This is a genomic window from Pseudomonas monachiensis, from assembly GCF_047345015.1.
GTDB lineage: Bacteria > Pseudomonadota > Gammaproteobacteria > Pseudomonadales > Pseudomonadaceae > Aquipseudomonas > Aquipseudomonas monachiensis.
The window spans coordinates 3,799,551-3,818,529 of the sequence record NZ_CP178857.1; the positions used below are offsets into that span (position 1 = coordinate 3,799,551).

The window sequence follows — 18,979 nt, forward strand, 5'->3', positions numbered from 1 at the left end:
CCTGATCATCGGTCGTCCAGGCGTTTCACCACGTGTTCGGCGAGTGCCAGGCAACTGGTCAGCCCCGGTGATTCGATGCCGAACAGATTGACCAGCCCCGGCACCCCATGTTCGGCGCGAGCGCTGATGAGAAAGTCGGCAGCCGGCTCAGTCGGCCCGCTGATTTTCGGGCGAATGCCGCTGTAGGCCGGTTGCAGGCTGTTGTCCGGCAAACCCGGCCAATAGCGGCGGATCGCCTGATAGAAGCCCTCGGCCCTGTGAGGCTCGACGCGGTAATCGATGTGCTCGACCCATTCGACATCCGGGCCGAAGCGCGCCTGCCCGCCAAGGTCCAGGGTCATGTGCACACCCAGTCCGGCGCTCTCCGGGGCCGGATACACGAGGTGGAGAAACGGCGCCCGGCCACTGAAGCTGAAATAACTGCCCTTGCACAGATACGCCCGGGGAATGAATTGCCCAGGCAGCCCGACGATGCTGCTCGCCACCTCGGGAGCGGACAGCCCCGCGCAGTTGATCAATTCGCGGCAGCACAGCGTCATGGGTTGGTTGCCGCCCATGTGCAGCTCGAAACCCCGTTCGATGCAACGGGCCGACAGCAACGGCGTGTGCAAGGCCAGCGTGGCGCCGAGCCTCTGGGCATCGCCCTGGAGCGCCAGCATCAGCCCGTGGGAGTCGACGATGCCGGTCGACGGCGACCACAGCGCCGCGACGCAGGACAACGCCGGTTCAAGCTCCCGGGCCTGCGGGCCATCGAGCCATTGCAGGTCATCGACACCATTGACACGCCCCTGCTGCAACAGACGCTGCAAAGCCGCGCGCTGCTGCTCGTCGGTGGCCACGATCAGCTTGCCCACGCGCCGGTAATCGACACCGTGCTCATCGCAATAGGCGTAGAGACGCTGCTTGCCCTCCACGCACAACCGCGCCTTGAGGCTGCCGCCCGGGTAATAGATGCCGGCGTGAATCACTTCCGAGTTACGCGAACTGATGCCCGTGCCGATACCCCCTCCGGCCTCTACCACCAGCACTTCCCGCCCGCTCCTGGCCAGCGCCCTGGCCACCGCCAGCCCGACCACGCCGGCCCCGACTACCACGCTTTGAATATCGACGTTCAACGACCTTGCCTCCCTCTCAGCCCGTTCCTCGCTAATGCCAGGGAACTCTCGGCGACCGTCACGCATCCTAAACTATGTGGTACTTCCCTTATGCTTCATGCTGTCGGAGGACACCGTCATGCGCCGGATGTTTATCATTTCTTCCCTGGTACTTTGTTTACCCTTCGGCTCGGCTCTAGCCAAAGTGGATGCGGGTGACGTCGCCACTTCCGCCGGGGTTTCCGCTTCGCTGTACTCAACGTTCAAAGACCACAAACTGATGATTCCCGCCCGGGATGACGCTTCCAGCTTCGTCGCCAGTGGCGGTGCGATTCGTGGTGCCTATCTGGAGGCGGTGTTGAAAAAAATCCGTCAGGACAATCCCGCCCTCAACAACGCAAGCGACGAAGACCTGGCCCGCGCCATTCTCGTCCAGGAGGGCGTTGCCACCGATCACTGAAGATCGTCATCGCCAGCGGTGGGGCTTGTGACACCGGGATAGCGTTTCCAGCCCTACCTGGCGTGCGTGCCAGTGGACAAACGTGCCCACCCGGCCACGAGTTGCGCGTTGATACTCACCCCGCCGCACACCACGATCACCACGTCATTGGCATCGGCAATCGCCGGGTGATCCAGGTAGGCAATCGCCAACGAAACCCCGCACGCCGGTTCGACCAGCTGACGCAAATCATTGGCGTAACGCACCACGCCCATGATCGCCTCATCATCGCTGAGCACCACGCACTCATGGGAAAAATCGCCGATGTGCCTGACCGGCCAGGCGGCCACTTGCGCGGCGCCCAGGGACGTGGCGACCGTGTCGATTTTCGCCAGTTTGACCGGGTGCCCGGCCGCCACCGCCGCGGCGAACGACGCCGCGCCTTCCGTTTCGCAGGCTACGATGCGGCAATCGGTGTGCCGATGACGAATCAGGCCGGTGAGCAGCCCCGCCAGCAAGCCACCACCGCCCACCGATGTCACCAGCACATCCACTGGCGGGCAGTCTTCAAGGATTTCATCGACCATGGTGCTGTGCCCTTCCCACAACAGCGGGTGGTCGAAGGCCGGCACAAATTCACTGCGTGGGTCCTGGGCGAGTTCCCGGGCCCGTTGATTGGCTTCGTCCCAGACCTTGCCGTGGACGATCACCTCGGCGCCGGTATTGCTGATCCGCGCCCGGGTGCTTTGCGCGGTGGTATTCGGCACCACGATGCATGCCTTGAGCCCCAGGCATGCAGCGGCCATGGCCGTGGCCAGTCCCGCGTTACCGCCGGAGGGACAGACCACCTTGCGCTTGCCCTGCTGCGCCGCCCGGCTGCACAGCAAGCCGATGCCGCGTATTTTGAACGAGCCGCCAGGTTGCAGGTTTTCCAGTTTCAGCCAGATTCGGCGGGTCGGGGTCGAGAGGCCAGGGTGCAGGATCAAAGGCGTGCGGATGTGAAGCATATAGGCTCCTGTTTCACGCCACCGGCTCGCCGAACAGATCAACGAGCCAGCGGTGAACGGTCCTCTCATGCAAGTTTAGTTCACGCGGCCTCGGGGCGACCGTCTCAGCGGCCTGGCGCAGGTGCAGGCCGCGATCTTTTACCCATGGAAACTCGAAGGCCAATGAACGATCAAAAGATCGCAGCCTACGGCAGCTCCTACGTAAGCCAATTCGTGGAGGCACCATGAAAATCTCGGTCAAACTGGCGTTTTTCGCCGTCGTCAGCACCCTCGCCTACCTCACCCTGGCGATCTGGGGGCTGGGTGGTTTCGCAGCCTTTTTCAGCCACGGCTCACTGGTTGTCGTTGCCCTGGCCACCCTGATCATGGCCGTCGCATCACTGTTCACCGAGGTCAACCTGAGTTCAGGGGAACGCGAAGACCGGGACAACCGCTGGGTCATCCCGGCCTTCGGCGTGATCGGGTTGCTGAGCGGTTTTCTGCCGGCCTATACCGACCGCATCGATTTCTGGACCTTTGGCGGCGAAGGCGTGCGCTGGCTCGGCGCACTGTTGTTCATCGTCGGCGGCGCGCTGCGGTTGTGGCCGGTGTTTGTGCTGGGCAAGCGCTTCAGTGGGCTGGTGGCCATTCAGCCGGGGCACCGACTGGTCACCGAGGGGATCTACCGCAACCTGCGCAACCCCAGTTATCTGGGGATGATGGTCATCGGCATGGGTTGGGCGCTGGCCTTTCGTTCGGGGGTCGGGCTGATATTGGTGGCGCTGACGCTGATCCCGCTGATCGCGCGCATTCACTCGGAAGAAGCCTTGCTCAGGGCGCAGTTCGGCAGTGAGTACGAGGCCTATTGCGCCCGCAGCTGGCGGTTGATCCCTAAAATTTACTGAAGCGTCGATCACAAAAAGTGCAGGCAACACATTAAAAGTGTGGGAGCGGGCTTGCTCGCTCCCACAGGGGAATGTTTCGTTCACAAAAGCTGCAAACGAATCAGACCGCCGGCATCCACGCTCGCGACAACCATGTCATAACCCGCCAACGTCCCATGCAACGTCTCGATCGGCTGCTCATGGGTCGCCGTGACAATCATCAAGTCCGCCCCCGCCGCCTCGGCCGCCAGAATCCCCACGCTAGCGTCTTCAAAAACCAGGCACTGCCCAGGCTCGACACCCAGGCGCCGGGCCGCGAGGCGGTAACCGGCGGGGTCCGGTTTGCCGGCGGTCACATCCTCGGCGGTGATCATGACGGCAGGCTCGGGAATCCCTGCCGCCGCCAACCGCCGCAACGCCAGTTCCCGAGGGGCGGAAGTGACGATCGCCCACTGGCTGAGGGGCAAGGACCGCAAGAATTTCGCCGCGCCTGCCACTTCCAATACCCCGTCGACGTCGACGATTTCCGCTTCGGTAATCCAGGCGGCTTCGACCTCGGCATCCACACCGGGCAAGCCCAGGCGCCTGATGGTGTCGATGGCGCGGGCACCGTGAATGGTCGGCAGGAAGGTCTCGACATCGACACCATGGCGCACGGCCCAGGTGGTCCAGACCCGCTCGGCGGCGGCGATGGACGTCAGGACGGTGCCGTCCATGTCGAACAGAAAGGCACGGTAGGTCGAGTTGAAAACAGAGTGATCGGACAAGGAAAGGAGCCTCGCAGGTGCCGGACGGATTTGCCCGGCAATGTAGCATCTGCGCGCAGGTCAGTTGAGTCGTTTGGACTTGAAGGTCTGGCCCACGCAATCGAGCAACCCGCCAATCATCCAGGGTTTCTTGATGAAAGAGACCTCGTGCCGCACGCCTGCGCTTTCAGGGGTTTCGAAACCGGACATGATCATGATCGGCTTCTCCGGCCACCGATCACCGAACTGGTTGGCCAGGTCCGCGCCGTTGAGCCTGCCGGGCATGGTGATGTCTGTCAGCAGCATGTGCACTTGCGGCGCATGCTGCTCCAGATAGATCGCTGCCGCGTCCGCACTGATTTGCGGTTCGACGACAAAACCTTCCTCCTGAAGAATCTCGCAGAGAAACTCCAGGATCAGTGGGTCGTCCTCAACCACCAGAATCAACCCGCCAGGAAGATCCCCACCCGCCGTCGGTACTCGACTCATGACCGTGCCGCTCCCTGATTGCCTCAATGATTTCGCGGGTACTAATCCGCCACCTAAAAGGTATGAGCAGCGGACTCGACGGAAATTCATTTTTGATACAGCGGATCGACAATAGGAAAAACCACAGGGTTTGTGTTGCCTTTGATTATTGCGACATGGCGTCTTTGCTCATGCCGTCCCTGGACATGGCGTCTTTTTTCATCGCGTCCTTGGACATTGCATCCTTGGACATACTGTCTTTGGACATTGCGTCTCTGGACATTGCGTCTCTGGACATCGAATCGGTCTTCTTCATTGCATCCTTGGACATGGCGTCCTTGGACATCGAATCCTTGCTCATGTTGTCGTTGCTCATGGTGTCAGCAGCGAACACAGAGGCGGCACCAACGGCCAGGCACATGGACAGAACAACAGTGGTCAACTTTTTCATGATTAAACTCCTTGGAGCGTGGGTTGTGGGGTGTGAAATAGCCAGGCACCCGTCAGCTGCCACCGAACCAGTTGTAGCCCTGGTCTTCCCAGTAGCCGCCGCTGTAGGTATTGCTGACGAAAATCGCCTGAATGTGTTTGGGGTTCTTGTAGCCAAGCTTGGTGGGCATGCGCAGCTTCATCGGGAAGCCGTATTCTCGCGGCAGCACTGCGCCGTCCCAAGTCAGTGCCAGCAGGGTCTGCGCGTGCAGCGCGGTGGCCATGTCGATGCTGGTGTAGTAGTCGTCGGCGCATTTGAAACCGACATATTTGGCGTCGGTGTCGGCGCCGATGCGCTTGAGGAAATCGCTGAAGCGCACGCCACCCCAACGCCCGATCGCGCTCCAGCCTTCGACACAAATGTGCCGGGTGATCTGCTCGGTCTGGGCCATGGCCCGCAGTTCTTCGAGGCGCCAGCTGCGCTTGTCGGCGACCAGGCCGGTGACTTCCAGGCGATAGTCCTCCTCATGCACCGTCGGCGCCTCGTCGATGCCGTAGAAGGCATTGAAGGGAAACGGCCGGGTGATCATCGATTCGGGATAGGTGGGCGCCATCGCGTTGGGGTTGAACAGCCAGCCCTGCACCCGGTCGTTGAAGCGCGACATGGTTGAAAGCGCGGTCTCGACGCTGTCGTTGTCGGTGATATTGCAACCGGACAACATCGCTACGCCGCCTAGGGTCAGGCCGCGCAACAGGAACGAGCGGCGCGAGTGGTCTTCGATCTGCGGGGCGAGGATCTTGCGGGCGTCGGTGAGGATCGACGCCTCGTCCAGTCCGGGTACCTGAATGCGCTTTTTCATACCTGCTCCTTGCGGCCGACGATCATGGCCAACAGCGTTTTCGGAACCAGTGCGACCATCACCAGATGCACCGCCACAAAGGCCACCAACAGAGCCATGGCGAAGAAGTGCACACGGCGTGCGCCTTCGTATCCCCACAGCAACTCACGCAACAGCGGGAACTGCACCGACTTCCACAGCACCAGCCCGGAGAACACCAGCAGGAGGATGTCGACCATCACGAACAGGTACGCAACACGCTGCACCTGGTTGTAATGTGAGAGGTCGGCATGGCTCAGTTTTCCGCGTAATGCGGCCCCGAGGTCATGCAGCACAGCTTTGGGCGAGACCGGGAAGAAACGCCGCTTCAGGCGTCCGCTGAACAGGTTGAATGCCAGGTAGATCAAGCCGTTGATCGCCAGGAACCACATCGCCGCGAAATGCCATTGCAGCGCACCACCCAGCCAGCCGCCGAGGGTGATCGACTTGGGAAAGCTGAAGTCGTAGATCGGCGAGGCGTTGTAGATGCGCCAGCCGCTGGTGACCATTACCAGCACCGCCAGGGCGTTGAGCCAATGGGTCAGGCGTAGCCAGCGTGGATGAGTGGACTTGGGTGAAGCAGTGGTCTGCGACATGTCCGGCTCCGGATTGTTGTTGTTCGTTGGGGCCGAGTATGGGAGCCGGAAGATCGCCAAATCCTCACGTAAAGTTAAATTAAACGTGATAACTCGCATCCGAATGCCCCCCCGCTCCCACAAGGTTTTGTGTGGTCCGCCCATTGCGCAATTATGGTTAAATGCCGCCCCCACAAATGATCGACACGACCCGATGAACCCTGAAGCCCTCGCCACCCTCAACCAGCACCTGCTGACCGCCCTGGCAGCCGCCCCCGCGGAAACCCGCCGCCTGTTTCACGGCCGTGGCCGCTGCTGGCCGGGGCTGGAGCAAGTGACCGTGGACTGGTTGCAGGGCGTGGTGCTGGTGGCGCTGTTCAAGGAGCCGGAAGCGGCGCAACTGGAAGACCTGAAGCAGGTGCTGATGGCGATCACCCAGTCTGAGCAGTGGGCAAAATCCGGCGCCCATACCCTGTTGCTGCAACACCGCTACCTGCTGCAAAGCACCACCGAGTGGCTGCTCGGGGACGTCATCGAGGAAATGACCATCACCGAAGGCGGGTTGAAGTACCGGGTAGATTTGGGCCGCAAGCAGAACACCGGGCTGTTCCTCGACATGCGCTACGGCCGCGATTGGGTCCGCGCCAATGCCGAGGGCAAGCGGGTATTGAACCTGTTCGCCTACACCTGCGGTTTCTCGGTGGCGGCCATCGAAGGCGGTGCGAGCCACGTGGTCAACCTCGACATGTCGAGCCCGGCCTTGAACCGTGGCCGCGACAACCACCGGCTCAACGGCCACGACATGAGCAAGGTCGGTTTCCTCGGCCACGACCTGTTCAAATCCTGGGGCAAGGTGATCGGCAAGGGGCCGTACGACCTGGTGATCATCGACCCGCCGTCGTTCCAGAAAGGCAGCTTCCTGCTGACCAAGGACTACCAGCGCGTACTGCGTCGGTTGCCGGAATTGCTCAGCCCTCAAGGTACCGTGCTGGCGTGCATGAACGACCCGGCGTTTGGCGCCGACTTCCTGATCGAGGGCGTGACCCGCGAAGCGCCGAGCCTGCGGTTTGAGCAGCGTCTGGAGAACCCGCCGGAGTTTCCGGATGCTGATGTGGAGTGTGGGTTGAAGGCGTTGGTGTTCAAGCTGCAGAGCTGAAAGATCGCAGCCTGCGGCAGCTCCTACGGGCCTGTGCATTCCCCTGTAGGAGCTGGCGAAGCCTGCGATCTTTTTGACTTGGATCTCAACGCGGCCGCAACACCAGCGCAAACAACTCGCCATGCCCGTTCACGTTGAGCTTGTGATAGAGATTGCGCCGATGCACCTTCACCGTTTCCGGGGAGATGCCCATTTGCTGGGCGATGGCCTTGCTGGAGAAGCCCTGGAGAATCAGGCGCGCGGTTTCGATTTCCCGCAGGGTCAGGCGTGCGTCGAAGCGATCGAGCAAGGTCGCCAGATCGCCGGCCGGTAGTTCGGCGGCCGGCCCTTCCGGTGGCAGCAAATCCAGGTGTCGGCGCATCGCCGCCAGCACCCAGTCACGCACGCACAGCAGGCGGCCCTGCTCTTCGAGGCTGAAGCGTGTCGCACGCCCCAGGGACAGGCCAAGCACGGCACCATCGACGTTGACCATGAACTGCAACTCGTCGCCACCGACTACGGTGCTGAAGTAACTCAGGTAGTACTCGCTGTGCTGGAACTGGTCGGGGGCCACCGATTCGAGGCTGTGCAAACCGTCGGCGATCCCCGCACAGGCGGCTTGATAGAACGGGTCGAGCAGGTACATGCCGGCGCGGTAGTCCGCCAGTTCTTCATGTTCTTCGGTGGTGCCCTTGGCATCGAAGTCAATCAGCAGGCGCGGCACATGCCCCGGGCGCATCAGCGCCACCAGCGCGTTATCCAGCGGCACCAGCAAGCGCAGGGTATCGACCAGCGCGCGCCAGAAGCCGTCCCGCCCCACCGCCGTGAAGACCCGCGCCAGCCCCTGGTGCACCGGTAACTCTTTCAACAACGCGTCCACGCACTACCCCTTTTGAGTAACCCATGATGGGAATGGGTGAAAGCCACCCCGGTCGATACGCTGCAAACTCCTGATTACCACCGGCCGCAACAGGCCAGGAGTGCCGCATCATGAGTCGTCACCGCTTGTATTTCAATCTGGGGTTTGGCGCCTGTCTGGCGGTTTCGCTGTCGGCTTTTGCGGTCGAAGCCCCGACGGTGCACGTGTACAACTGGTACGACTACATCGGCCCGACCACCTTGCAGGACTTCAAGCGTGACACCGGGATTGCGCCGGTCTACGACACCTTCGACAGCGCCGAAGTGCTGGAAGGCAAGTTGCTCACCAGCCGCAGCGGCTACGACGTGGTGGTGGCCAGCAACTTCAGCTTGCCCACGCTGATCAAGGCCGGCGCCCTCGCCCCTCTGCCCCGTGCGCAGATGCCGGACTTCAAGAACATGGACACCGAACTGCTGGCGAAACTGGCCAACAACGATCCGGGCAACCAGTACGCCGTACCCTATCTGTGGGGCACCAACGGCATCGGCTACAACATCGACAAAGTCCGCGCAGCCCTGGGTGACAAGGCGCCGGTGGATTCCTGGGACCTGGTGTTCAAGGAAGAGAACCTGGCCAAGCTCGGCGAATGCGGCGTGGCCATGCTCGACTCGCCGTCGGAGATGCTGCCGGTCGCCCTGCACTACCTCGGCCTGCCGCCCAACAGTACCAACCCCGAGGACTACAAGAAGGCCGAAGCACTGCTGCTGAAACTGCGCCCGCACATTGCCTACTTCAACTCATCGAAATTCATCAGCGACCTGTCCAACGGCAACATCTGCGTGGCGGTGGGCTGGTCCGGCGCGATGCTCGAAGCCAAGAGCACCGCCGAACAGGCCGGCAACGGCGTGAAGATCGCCTACAGCCTGCCCAAGGAAGGCGCGCCGGTGTGGTTCGACACCCTGGTGTTGCTCAAGGACGCACCGCACCCGGAACAAGGCATGGCCTTCATCGACTACCTGATGCGCGCCGAGGTCATCGCCCCGGTCAGCGACCACCTCAACTACCCCAACGGCAACCGCAGCGCGACCACACTGGTGGCCGAGGCAACCCGCAGCAACCCGGCCGTCTATCCGCCCGCCGAAGCCATGGCCACCTTGTTCACCCTCCAACCCCTGCCGCCGGCTACAGAGCGCGTGCGCACGCGGATCTGGAGCAAGGTCAAGAACGGTCAGTAGGAGCTGCCGAAGGCTGCGATCTTTTGATCTTGAAAGATTGCGGATCGACAAAAACAAAAAATCAAAAGATCGCAGCCTTCGGCAGCTCCTACAGGTGTTGACCGCATTTTTCTGCCAAAAATTGAAAATGAGAAAACCCATGAAACCACGCGCCCGCGACCTCAACATCCAGTTCGGCCAACTGCAACCCGGTCCGCTCAATGCCATCACCGACGTCCCTGGCGTACGGGTCGGCCACAGCGATGTACGAGGCCGCACCGTCAATGGCCGCGACATCCTCACCGGCGTCACCGTCATCGAACCCCGCGCCGGTTCCACCAGCCAGCAACCCTGCTTTGCCGGTGTGCATGTGCTCAACGGCAATGGCGATGCCACGGGGCTGGAGTGGATTCGCGAGGCCGGCTTGCTGACCAGCCCCATCGCCTTCACCAACACCCACAGCCTGGGCGTGGTGCGCGACGCACTGATCGTGCTCGACCGCGAGCAGCAACCGGATGACGGGCGCCTGTACTGGAACATGCCGGTGGTGCTGGAAACCTTCGATGGCTTGCTCAACGACATCAACGGCTTTCACGTCAAGCCGGAACACGTGGCCCAGGCCGTGCATTCGGCGGTGGGCGGCCCGGTGGCCGAAGGCAATGTCGGCGGTGGCAGCGGCATGATCTGCCACGAATTCAAAGGCGGTATCGGCACCGCGTCGCGCCGCTTGAACAGCGCCCAGGGCGGCTGGACAGTCGGCGCAATTGTCCAGGCCAACCATGGTATTCGCAATGAATTGCGCGTCGATGGCTACCCGGTCGGGCGCTACATGGAACAGGTCGATTCGCCATTCCTCAAGGCCTCGCTGCCCCATCCGGGCATGGGTTCGATCGTGGTCTGCCTGGCCACCGATGCGCCGTTGTTGCCACATCAGTGCACCCGTCTGGCTCAACGCGCCAGCCTCGGCCTGGCCCGCACCGGCGGCGGCAATGAAGACCACAGCGGCGACATCTTCATCGCCTTCGCCACCGGTAACGATCACGTGCCACCGGCCGCCTACGAGAGCAAGAAAGCGTCGACCACTCACAACCTGAGCATGGTCAACAACGACCACATCAGCGAGCTGTTCCTGGCCGCCACCGAAGCCGTGGAAGAAGCCATCATCAATGCCCTGCTCGCCGCCAAAACGGCCGAAGGCAACGGACATGGGGTGCAAGGGCTGGATGCCGAGACCTTGCTCAAGGCATTGCGCCGCGCCGGCTGGCCGGGGGACACGACTAGCGGTACTTGAGTAAAACACTAGGTCTTTTTAGGATGAACTTACGCAGCCGCCTGTTTGTGCAAGCCGCTGCGTAGGTGGTGAGTGCACTGAACCCCTACCAAGCTCACCGCTTGTTTCACGCGCATCTTGAGCCTCACGGCTCCACTTCCTCCCCATCAAGAGCTTTGAGGCTCTTTTTTAACCTCCGAAAACCATCTTCCTATCAATACATCTCCAATGTGGGAGCGGGCTTGCTCGCGAAGGCGTCGTGCCAGTCGCCATGAATGTTGGCTGACACACCGCTTTCGCGAGCAAGCCCGTTCCTACAGGGGAAAGTCATTGTGTTTCGGTGGTGCACAACGACCGCCACGCCGCCTCCGCCAGCATGTCCCGATAGGCCTTCGGGCTGCCCTTGACCCGGCCCGACAACCAGGCGCGGCAGTAACTGTCTGCCTGGCCGACGATCAGCGACGGGATCAGCTCCGCCGGAAAACGCCCCAGCTCATTACCCTGCGCGCCCAGCCACTCCAGCAACTGCTTGTTGCGCGTCTTGTTGCGGGAAGCGAGTTCGTCCTTGAACGGCCCCTTGGTGACGGCAAACCGTGCGTGGTACTGGAACCGCGCCCACTCCGGCTGGCTATCGACCCAGTCCACATAGCTGTGCACCAGCGCATGCACCCCGGCTTGAGCGGTGTGTGCGTCAGCCAGGTAGCTGTCACGCAAGCGGGCCTGATCATCGAGGGCAGTAAAAAACAGCGCCGCCACCAGGCCTTCCTTGTTGCCGAAATGGTGATAGATCGCGCCGACGCTGGTATCGCATTCGGCGCGGATCATTTCGATGGTGGTGGCCTCGATCCCCTGTTCGTTGAACAGGCCCAGGGCCTTTCTGAAGATGTCGCGCTTGAGTTCGGCGCGTCGTCCGGGGTAGCAGCGTTCGAGCAGATCGGCGGTTTCCATGCGCAAGGACAGTCCGGAAGAGTCATGGGTGGAGGCTGGCGGTGGCCAGCAAACAAGTGGCGCTAGGTTGACAGATTTCCCTTCGACAGAATACTGTTCCGTCACAGAACATTATTCTGTTAAAGAATATTATTCTGCAACCGTCATCCTCAAGAGGCAAAAAAATGAGTCAGTTCCTCAGCATGTTCAACAGCGCAGGCCCGCAAGCATTCAGCAAAATGGCCTGCCAGGTGGCGCCCTACTTCTCCACCATCAACCCGTTGGTCAAGGATTTGCGCAAAGGCAGCGCCACCGTTCACGTGCCGTTTGCCCGGGAGATCACCAATCATTTGGGTACGGTGCATGCGATTGCCATGTGCAACGCCGCCGAACTGGCCGCCGGGATGATGACCGACGTTTCCATTCCCGCCGGCGCACGCTGGATTCCCAAAGGCATGACCGTGGAATACCTGGCCAAGGCCAAGAGCGATGTGACGGCGGTGGCCGAAGGGGAGACGGTGGACTGGACCACCGAAGGCGACAAGATCGTGCCGGTGGATATTCACGACGCCGAGGGCAAGAAGGTGTTCACGGCGCGGATAACCATGAATGTGAAGCTGGCCTAAACGCTGACCGCGGTTAAATGTGGGAGCGGGCTTGCTCGCGAAGGCGGTGTGTCAGCCAACATTTTAGGCGACTGATACGACGCCTTCGCGAGCAAGCCCGCTCCCACAGGGGGATTTGTGGTGTTTAGGAGAGTACGGTCAGACCAGGCGCAATCGAGGTCCGCTAGCCGGCACCGCATCGTCCCCCAACCGCCCACGCACAAATTCATTGGCCTTGCGCGTCAACTGGTCCAGATGCCGGTCGCGTTGTTTTTCCGCGTCGGTCATGGCCCGCTTGCCATGCTTTTGCAGCAGGTAGGTATGAATCTGTCGCACCTCCAGCGAACTGTAGATCGACGCCACATCCAGCAGTGCCATCAAGCCATCGGTGGCGTGGTCGCGGGTGTTCATCAACACTTGGGTCGCACGCACGCCCACCACCTCAAAACCCATCGCCTCGAAATACGGCACCTTGGCCACCGCACAGGTCAGCTCGGCATGGGGATAGCGACCGACCACTTCCCGCAGCATCCGCCGGGCCACGCCCTGGCGCCGATACTCGGCCTGCACCGCCATGTACGCCACGCCGCAGGCCTCGGGGTCACCCTGCACCGGCAGGTACAGCACAAAGCCCGTCACCGTTTGCGGATCGTCTTCGTCGGTGGCGACAATCAACTCCACGGCAATGCCTTTTTCACCGCTCAGCGCCTCCAGATACAGGTGCACCTCATAGCCGATCGCGTATTGGTAGAGGTTGTACAGCAGGTTGCTGGGCGGGATCGCGACCATGCTGATGTCGGTCAGGTTGTCGACCACCATCTGCAGGATCTGGCTATTGATGTGCTCGGGGCACGGGGTCTTGAAGTGGCTGATCAGGGGCATTGCGGTGACAGGCTCCGGGAGGCGAGGACCGCCTATCATAGCGCGCCTGGCACCTGTGGTCCGAAGGGTGATGGACAGACATCCCCCATTGACGGCCCATGCGCATCGCCGGCGGACGCCTGGTTGCGTTTTCGAGGCTGACAACAGCGACTCCGGCACACATTGTGCTGGATGAACGTGCCTCTTCGCGATCAGGCCCGCTCCCTCAGGGGACTGCGGTTTTGCCCACTCCTCGATCTTCTGTGGGAGCTCGCCTGCTCGTGAAAGCGCCCACCACCACTCCGGACCGGGGTATGAGTGGGGGGAAATGGGTGGGTCAAAGCCCCCAACTTTGAGGATTCCCACCCATTGCATCTTTAGGACCAAAGTCCAAAACGCCAGTCTTTTGATATCAAACAGTTTTTTGTCTTCCCCCGGGCCTCCCGGAGATTGGCGCACCTCTTGCAGCGAGCCAATGGCCAACATCAGCCACACCGGCGCGCGCCCGAGGGGAACAACATGAAAAAAATGCCTGACCTCAAACCGCTCGGCTTTCTCAGCAAACCGGGCATCGCCGCTGTGATGCTGATCAACTTCAGCCTCGGCACTGTCAACGCTGCGCCGCTTGACGATGTCAGCCCGCCGCCGCCAACAGATCCTTCGGCGTATACCAACCCGCCGACCGACCCCCAGGCCGCGCTGGATGCCATAGAGGCCATGTCTCCCACCAACCAGGGCTCCTACGCCCTACCCAATGGTGTGTACGGCACCCGCACCACGCCAACGACCGACAACGTGCTGCCGCCAGCCCTGCAGACATCCTTCAAAATCCCCACCAATGGCAAGCCCAGCCCATTGTTCGGGGCCCAGCCGTACACTCAGCAACTGCTGCTGTTCGAAGAGTTCGGCACGGAAAAACTCGACCCGACACTGCCGCCGCCCACCCTGACCTTCCCGGTCCCGATCGTCGGCCCGGCGCCCACCCAGGACCCGAACAACATCGCCCGCAGCGGCCCTTCGGCCGCGGCGCTGGAAGCCTTCATGCGCCAGCCGGGGCTGTATCCGTTTCCGTCGCAGTTTTCCAACGTGCTGGACCGCAACCCCTGGAAAGCGCAGATCGAAGCCTTCCTCAACCGCCATCCGGTCGGCTCGCCGGCCGAAGGTCGTCCGCCAGGAAAAGGCTGGTCGCACCAGCGCTGGAACGAGTTTTACCCGCAGGTCGCCTTCAAGACCGCTCAAGCGGGCGCCAAGCTCAACGGCGGCATGCGCGACCGCCGGCAATTGCACAACTACGCCGTCGGTGAGTTCGGGCCTGGCGGGTTGTACAACCAGACCTCGGACAATCCGATCATCGTGGGCACCACCAAAGGCATCGACACCCGCTTTCACCCCAACATGCCGATTCAGAACCACAAGGCGCTCTGGACCTTCGACGGCACCTTCCCGCCAAAACTGCTGATGGTGCGGTACGGCCAACCGGTGCTGATGCGTCACTACAACGCCCTGCCGATCGATCCGTCAGCCAACATGGGTTTCGGCCTGCACACCCTCAGCACCCATGAACACAATGGCCACTCCCCGGCCGAAAGCGATGGCTATTCCAATGCGTTTTTCTTTCCGGGGCAGTACTACGACTATCGCTGGCCGATCCAGTTGGCCGGTTACGACACCATCAACACCAGCGCCCAGGATCCGCGCGCGGCGTTCCCCTGCGCCCCCGGTGAAACCCTGTATGTCAACGATGCCACGCCGGGCCTCAAGACCTGCAACAACGGCAGCATCAAGATCCGTGGCGACTGGCGCGAAACCATGAGCACTCACTGGTTCCACGACCACATGCTCGATTTCACCGCGCAGAACGTCTACAAGGGCAACGCGGTGATGATGAATTACTACAGCGCCATGGATCGTGGCAACGAAGCACTGCAAGACGGCGTCAACCTGCGCCTGCCCAGCGGTTCGGCGTTGCCCTGGGGCAACCGCGACTATGACGTCAACCTGATGCTGGCCGACAAGGCCTGGGACGCCAATGGCCAGCTGTGGTTCAACCCGTTCAACACCGATGGCTTTCTCGGCGATCAACTCCTGGTCAACTGGCAGTACCAGCCACGCCTGAACGTGCGGGCACGCAGCTATCGCTTCCGCATTCTCAATGGCTCGGTGTCGCGCTACTTCAGGATCGCGCTGGTGCGTGAAGTCGTCGGCACCGGTGGCGAATATCCTGGCCCGGTCGGTTCCGGCCTGTCCTACACCCGCGTGCCGTTCCACATGATCGCCAACGACGGCAACCTAATGGAACACGCCGTGCCATTCGACGGCAGCATGGACCTGGACGCTGACGGCGACCTGCAGGACCACAACGCCATTCTGCCCACCATGGGCATCGCCGAGCGTTACGACATCATCGTCAACTTCGCGAAAAACGGGATCAGCACCGGCGACAAGTTGTACTTCGTCAACCTGATGGAGCACCACGACGGCAAGGGTCCGGAAAGTCTGCCGCTGAGCCTGGCCGATGTCCTGTCCGGCAAGTACAAGGCGGTGCTCAAGCTCGGTAGCAACGGACTGCAATGGGACGCCGGCGACCCGGTGGTGGGCAAGTTCCTGCAGATGGTAGTCCAGCCTTATGCCGGCCAGGACGTGAGCATGAACCCCGCCGACTACGAACCCGCCAAACCGGGCAAGCCGATGGGTAAAACCATGCTGCCGCTGACCCTCAACCGTGACGACCCGACGGTGCAGGCCAGACTGAAACTGGCACGGCATCGCGAGTTCACCTTTGGCCGCTCCGACGGCACCGACGACGAACCCTGGACCATCAAGACCGACGGCGGTCTGGGCTACCAGATGGACCCCCGAATCATCAGCGCCGCTCCGCAACTGGCCAATGGCCCGACCGCTGCCGGCTTCTCCGGCGACGGCACCCTGGAAGTGTGGAAAATCAGGAACGGCGGCAACGGCTGGAACCACCCGGTGCACGTGCACTTCGAAGAAGGCATCGTCCTCCACCGCGACGGCAAGGCCCCACCGGAATGGGAAAAATGGGCGCGCAAGGACGTCTATCGCATCGGCGAGGGCATCGACAGCTCGGTGGACGTGGAAATGGCGATCCGCTTCCGGGAATTCGCCGGGACCTACATGGAGCACTGCCACAATACCCAGCACGAGGACACCTCCATGCTGCTGCGCTGGGATGTCGAGAACCCTGGCCAGTTCCAGTTGATGCCAACCCCCCTGCCCGGCTGGGACGGCGTCAACTACGTCAACTCCGCCGCGCTGCCGACCTTCCGCACTGGCGATACCCGTGTCGAGGACGCCGCTAACCAAAAACCGGTCGCTAACCCCGACAGCGCCATCAGTAACACCGGCCAACCGGTGATCATCAACGTGCTGGCCAACGACACCGACCCTGACGGGAACGTGCCGCTCAAAGTGGTGGGCCTGGAGCAACCGGACTCCGGCAAGGGCGTGGTCAGCACCGATGGCCTGCGCGTGACCTACACACCACCGGCCACGATCCCCGCACCGTTCACCGCGACCTTTTCCTATAGGGCCAGCGATGCCAAGGACGCGGAGTCGGCACCGGCGACGGTGTCCGTGGCAGTCTCGGCAGCGATCAACGAGAGTCTGATCGTCACCAGCGCCACCGTCACCGCCCGCAGCAACAGCCGCTGGTATTGGGTCCTGTCCGGCACCACTTCCCGTGGCACGGGCAATACCATCACGGCAACGGCCACGACCACCACCGGTACGGTGAACCTTGGCGCCGCCGTCCTGACGCCTACGGCCACAGGCGCGCGCTGGAACATAGCGGTGACCACCGCCGGCAGTGGCCCGTCGCCTGGCGCGACGGCAACCATCAAGTCGGCCTTCGGCAAAACCGTGACGGTGCCGATAAAGGCGAACTAGAGCGGTTTGATCGACGCCCGGTCCATGCAATTTGGATCGGGCGTTTTTCTTTGTACAGCGCCCACCATTGAATCGGCGTCGTACTCAGATTTTGCATTCACCAAAGATCAAATGTGTGCGAGCCTGCTCGCGATGGCGCAGTGTCAGGCAACATAGAATCTCCCACAACAGGAGTGTCGTTGACCGCAAGTTAACGTTCGGCCCGACTCACCGCTGCGGCGCCACCATCCGGAAGCGGATATTGATCTCGTTGGACACCACACTGTCCGCCCACTCGCCCTCACCTATCTTGAAGTCGTCACGCTTGAGCACCAGTTGGCCCTCGAAGATACCGATGGCGCTCTGCGATTTCAGCAGCACCGGTACACTCACTTCCCGAGTGAGCCCCCGCAGGGAAAGCGTGCCGGTGATGGTGTAGCGGTTATTGCCCTGGGCCTTGATGGAGGTCGACTCGAAGGTCGCCACCGGATAAGTCGCGGTGTCGAACCACGCCGGCTTTTGCAGCTCGGTGTTGGCGTCGCTGCTGCCGGCATCGATGCTTTTCAGGTCGATGGTCAGCACGGCATGGGCGGCGCCGGGGTTATCGGTATCGAAGTCGAGTTTGGCCTTGAACTTACCAAAGGTGCCGTAGGCTTTCGACCCCATCTGCACATAGGTGAAGCTCAAGGTGCTGGCCCTGGCGTTCACATCCTTGTACTCCACGGCTTGCGCAAACGGCACCAGGCCGAACACCAACATGCCGGCCAGAGCGACGCAATGCGCGGATCGAAGATTCATGGCACTCTCCGGGAGGGTTCCCGTCTTGAGTTGGCGTGCCGCACAGGTCGGGTGGCACCAGATGGACTAAAGCAAACAACCGGCGTTTATTCCACCTCACCCGTTGATTTACCACCACCTGCCCCGCACTCCCCGCGTTGCCATGCCCTGTGCAACAGGTCGATCACCTCGGCATCCGAGGTCTGGGCAAAGTCCATGTACCAATGGCCAATCGAGGTGAACCACTCGGGCATCAGCGGGCAGATCAACTCATCCACCTCGCTGCGCAACGCCTGCACCGTTTCGATCGGCGCCACCGGCACCGCCACCACGATGCGCGATGGCGCCTGCGCCCGCAGCGCCTGGATCGCCGCCATCATCGAGGCGCCGGTGGCCAGGCCGTCGTCGATCAGGATCACCACCTGATCCTTGAGCTGCACCGCCGGCCGCTTGCCCCGATAGACCTGCTCGCGGCGCAATAGCTCGCGGCTTTCCCGCTCGACCACGGCGTCGAATGCAGCCTTGGCAATCGGATGCACCCGCAGCGCTTCTTCATTACGAATCTGGATACCGCCGCTGGCAATCGCGCCCATGGCGTACTCCGGGTGGGACGGCACGCCGAGCTTGCGTACCAGCATCAGGTCCAGGCGAACCTTCAGCGCCGTGGCCACCTCATAAGCCACCGGCACGCCGCCACGGGGCAAGGCCAGAACGATGACGTCGGAACGATTGGCGTAAGGCAGCAACGGTTCAATCAAACGCCGCCCGGCTGCCGGGCGGTCTTGCAGGATGGAATGGGACAAGGGGCTCATTTGAAACCTCCCCAGGCGATTGCGCCTGCGAACTTCAGCCATACCTGCCTTTTGTGGCGAGCGAGCTTGCTCCCGCTGGGCTACGCAGCGCGAGCAAGCTCGCTCGCCACAAACCTGGTCCAAAGCATTATC

The 18,979-nt window shown here is 61.9% G+C and carries 19 protein-coding genes; 7 read left to right on the forward strand and 12 right to left on the reverse strand.

Annotated elements, in window-relative coordinates:
* Positions 1–5 precede the first annotated feature (5 nt).
* Positions 6–1,115, reverse strand: coding sequence for an NAD(P)/FAD-dependent oxidoreductase (locus ACMDB8_RS17085; protein WP_409079436.1), 1,110 nt, complete (start codon positions 1,113–1,115; stop codon positions 6–8).
* A 118-nt stretch (positions 1,116–1,233) separates the two neighbouring features.
* On the opposite strand from ACMDB8_RS17085, the gene ACMDB8_RS17090 reads away from it, so the two are divergent.
* The gene (locus ACMDB8_RS17090) at positions 1,234–1,554 is read left to right on the forward strand and encodes a DUF2388 domain-containing protein (protein ID WP_056724010.1); all 321 of its coding nucleotides are present in this window, start codon (positions 1,234–1,236) and stop codon (positions 1,552–1,554) included.
* A gap of 53 nt (positions 1,555–1,607) precedes the next feature.
* Here the strand turns inward: ACMDB8_RS17090 and ACMDB8_RS17095 are convergent, their stop codons facing one another.
* Complete coding sequence (locus ACMDB8_RS17095) at positions 1,608–2,540, reverse strand: pyridoxal-phosphate dependent enzyme (RefSeq protein WP_056723890.1); 933 nt, start codon at positions 2,538–2,540, stop codon at positions 1,608–1,610.
* 224 nt (positions 2,541–2,764) lie between these two features.
* Between ACMDB8_RS17095 and ACMDB8_RS17100 the strand changes: the two genes are divergently transcribed.
* On the forward strand, positions 2,765–3,424 hold the full coding sequence (locus ACMDB8_RS17100) for a methyltransferase family protein (RefSeq protein ID WP_056723888.1): 660 nt from the start codon (positions 2,765–2,767) through the stop codon (positions 3,422–3,424).
* A gap of 80 nt (positions 3,425–3,504) precedes the next feature.
* Here ACMDB8_RS17100 and ACMDB8_RS17105 read toward each other — a convergent pair whose 3' ends face one another.
* From ACMDB8_RS17105 to ACMDB8_RS17125, 5 genes are all read right to left on the reverse strand, one after another.
* On the reverse strand, positions 3,505–4,170 hold the full coding sequence (locus ACMDB8_RS17105) for an HAD-IA family hydrolase (RefSeq protein ID WP_082562936.1): 666 nt from the start codon (positions 4,168–4,170) through the stop codon (positions 3,505–3,507).
* 60 nt (positions 4,171–4,230) lie between these two features.
* Complete coding sequence (locus ACMDB8_RS17110) at positions 4,231–4,638, reverse strand: response regulator (protein ID WP_056723887.1); 408 nt, start codon at positions 4,636–4,638, stop codon at positions 4,231–4,233.
* A 145-nt stretch (positions 4,639–4,783) separates the two neighbouring features.
* On the reverse strand, positions 4,784–5,068 hold the full coding sequence (locus tag ACMDB8_RS17115; protein ID WP_056723885.1) for a pentapeptide MXKDX repeat protein: 285 nt from the start codon (positions 5,066–5,068) through the stop codon (positions 4,784–4,786).
* A gap of 52 nt (positions 5,069–5,120) precedes the next feature.
* On the reverse strand, positions 5,121–5,906 hold the full coding sequence (locus ACMDB8_RS17120; protein ID WP_223541945.1) for a molybdopterin-dependent oxidoreductase: 786 nt from the start codon (positions 5,904–5,906) through the stop codon (positions 5,121–5,123).
* Positions 5,903–6,520, reverse strand: a complete 618-nt coding sequence (locus tag ACMDB8_RS17125; protein WP_223541944.1) for a cytochrome b/b6 domain-containing protein — start codon at positions 6,518–6,520, stop codon at positions 5,903–5,905. Before ACMDB8_RS17125 ends, ACMDB8_RS17120 begins: the two co-directional genes overlap by 4 nt.
* 193 nt (positions 6,521–6,713) lie before the next feature.
* Between ACMDB8_RS17125 and ACMDB8_RS17130 the strand changes: the two genes are divergently transcribed.
* A complete protein-coding gene (locus ACMDB8_RS17130) occupies positions 6,714–7,655 on the forward strand; it encodes a class I SAM-dependent methyltransferase (RefSeq protein ID WP_056723880.1) in 942 nt (313 codons plus the stop codon).
* An 85-nt stretch (positions 7,656–7,740) separates the two neighbouring features.
* On the opposite strand, the gene ACMDB8_RS17135 is transcribed toward ACMDB8_RS17130, so the two are convergent.
* Positions 7,741–8,514, reverse strand: a complete 774-nt coding sequence (locus ACMDB8_RS17135; protein WP_056723878.1) for a helix-turn-helix transcriptional regulator — start codon at positions 8,512–8,514, stop codon at positions 7,741–7,743.
* A gap of 110 nt (positions 8,515–8,624) precedes the next feature.
* On the opposite strand from ACMDB8_RS17135, the gene ACMDB8_RS17140 reads away from it, so the two are divergent.
* Both ACMDB8_RS17140 and ACMDB8_RS17145 read left to right on the forward strand, forming a co-directional pair.
* A complete protein-coding gene (locus ACMDB8_RS17140) occupies positions 8,625–9,728 on the forward strand; it encodes an extracellular solute-binding protein (RefSeq protein WP_056723876.1) in 1,104 nt (367 codons plus the stop codon).
* Between the two features lie 139 nt (positions 9,729–9,867).
* Positions 9,868–10,998: a P1 family peptidase gene (locus ACMDB8_RS17145; protein ID WP_056723874.1), complete on the forward strand. Its 1,131-nt coding sequence runs from the start codon at positions 9,868–9,870 to the stop codon at positions 10,996–10,998.
* Between the two features lie 306 nt (positions 10,999–11,304).
* Here the strand turns inward: ACMDB8_RS17145 and ACMDB8_RS17150 are convergent, their stop codons facing one another.
* Positions 11,305–11,925, reverse strand: coding sequence for a TetR/AcrR family transcriptional regulator (locus ACMDB8_RS17150; protein WP_223541943.1), 621 nt, complete (start codon positions 11,923–11,925; stop codon positions 11,305–11,307).
* A 164-nt stretch (positions 11,926–12,089) separates the two neighbouring features.
* Between ACMDB8_RS17150 and ACMDB8_RS17155 the strand changes: the two genes are divergently transcribed.
* A complete protein-coding gene (locus ACMDB8_RS17155) occupies positions 12,090–12,530 on the forward strand; it encodes a hotdog fold domain-containing protein (RefSeq protein WP_056723871.1) in 441 nt (146 codons plus the stop codon).
* Positions 12,531–12,668: 138 nt separating this feature from the next.
* Here the strand turns inward: ACMDB8_RS17155 and ACMDB8_RS17160 are convergent, their stop codons facing one another.
* Complete coding sequence (locus tag ACMDB8_RS17160) at positions 12,669–13,391, reverse strand: GNAT family N-acetyltransferase (protein WP_409079437.1); 723 nt, start codon at positions 13,389–13,391, stop codon at positions 12,669–12,671.
* Positions 13,392–13,889: 498 nt separating this feature from the next.
* Here ACMDB8_RS17160 and ACMDB8_RS17165 point away from each other — a divergent pair, with 498 nt between their 5' ends.
* Positions 13,890–17,279, forward strand: a complete 3,390-nt coding sequence (locus ACMDB8_RS17165; protein WP_409079438.1) for an Ig-like domain-containing protein — start codon at positions 13,890–13,892, stop codon at positions 17,277–17,279.
* Between the two features lie 207 nt (positions 17,280–17,486).
* Here the strand turns inward: ACMDB8_RS17165 and ACMDB8_RS17170 are convergent, their stop codons facing one another.
* Positions 17,487–18,056: a YceI family protein gene (locus tag ACMDB8_RS17170; RefSeq protein ID WP_056725163.1), complete on the reverse strand. Its 570-nt coding sequence runs from the start codon at positions 18,054–18,056 to the stop codon at positions 17,487–17,489.
* Between the two features lie 86 nt (positions 18,057–18,142).
* Positions 18,143–18,847, reverse strand: a complete 705-nt coding sequence (locus ACMDB8_RS17175; protein WP_056725162.1) for a phosphoribosyltransferase — start codon at positions 18,845–18,847, stop codon at positions 18,143–18,145.
* Between the last annotated feature and the right edge of the window lie 132 nt (positions 18,848–18,979).

Excerpts from the sequence above, each read along its gene's own strand:
- ACMDB8_RS17170 (WP_056725163.1), bottom strand. The coding sequence starts at position 18,056 with ATGAATCTTCGATCCGCGCATTGCGTCGCTCTGGCCGGCATGTTGGTG.
- ACMDB8_RS17110 (WP_056723887.1), bottom strand. The coding sequence starts at position 4,638 with ATGAGTCGAGTACCGACGGCGGGTGGGGATCTTCCTGGCGGGTTGATT.
- ACMDB8_RS17120 (WP_223541945.1), bottom strand. The coding sequence starts at position 5,906 with ATGAAAAAGCGCATTCAGGTACCCGGACTGGACGAGGCGTCGATCCTC.
- ACMDB8_RS17130 (WP_056723880.1), top strand. The coding sequence starts at position 6,714 with ATGAACCCTGAAGCCCTCGCCACCCTCAACCAGCACCTGCTGACCGCC.
- ACMDB8_RS17145 (WP_056723874.1), top strand. The coding sequence starts at position 9,868 with ATGAAACCACGCGCCCGCGACCTCAACATCCAGTTCGGCCAACTGCAA.
- ACMDB8_RS17125 (WP_223541944.1), bottom strand. The coding sequence starts at position 6,520 with ATGTCGCAGACCACTGCTTCACCCAAGTCCACTCATCCACGCTGGCTA.
- ACMDB8_RS17155 (WP_056723871.1), top strand. The coding sequence starts at position 12,090 with ATGAGTCAGTTCCTCAGCATGTTCAACAGCGCAGGCCCGCAAGCATTC.
- ACMDB8_RS17150 (WP_223541943.1), bottom strand. The coding sequence starts at position 11,925 with ATGGAAACCGCCGATCTGCTCGAACGCTGCTACCCCGGACGACGCGCC.
- ACMDB8_RS17115 (WP_056723885.1), bottom strand. The coding sequence starts at position 5,068 with ATGAAAAAGTTGACCACTGTTGTTCTGTCCATGTGCCTGGCCGTTGGT.
- ACMDB8_RS17160 (WP_409079437.1), bottom strand. The coding sequence starts at position 13,391 with ATGCCCCTGATCAGCCACTTCAAGACCCCGTGCCCCGAGCACATCAAT.
- ACMDB8_RS17090 (WP_056724010.1), top strand. The coding sequence starts at position 1,234 with ATGCGCCGGATGTTTATCATTTCTTCCCTGGTACTTTGTTTACCCTTC.
- ACMDB8_RS17095 (WP_056723890.1), bottom strand. The coding sequence starts at position 2,540 with ATGCTTCACATCCGCACGCCTTTGATCCTGCACCCTGGCCTCTCGACC.
- ACMDB8_RS17100 (WP_056723888.1), top strand. The coding sequence starts at position 2,765 with ATGAAAATCTCGGTCAAACTGGCGTTTTTCGCCGTCGTCAGCACCCTC.
- ACMDB8_RS17165 (WP_409079438.1), top strand. The coding sequence starts at position 13,890 with ATGAAAAAAATGCCTGACCTCAAACCGCTCGGCTTTCTCAGCAAACCG.
- ACMDB8_RS17140 (WP_056723876.1), top strand. The coding sequence starts at position 8,625 with ATGAGTCGTCACCGCTTGTATTTCAATCTGGGGTTTGGCGCCTGTCTG.
- ACMDB8_RS17175 (WP_056725162.1), bottom strand. The coding sequence starts at position 18,847 with ATGAGCCCCTTGTCCCATTCCATCCTGCAAGACCGCCCGGCAGCCGGG.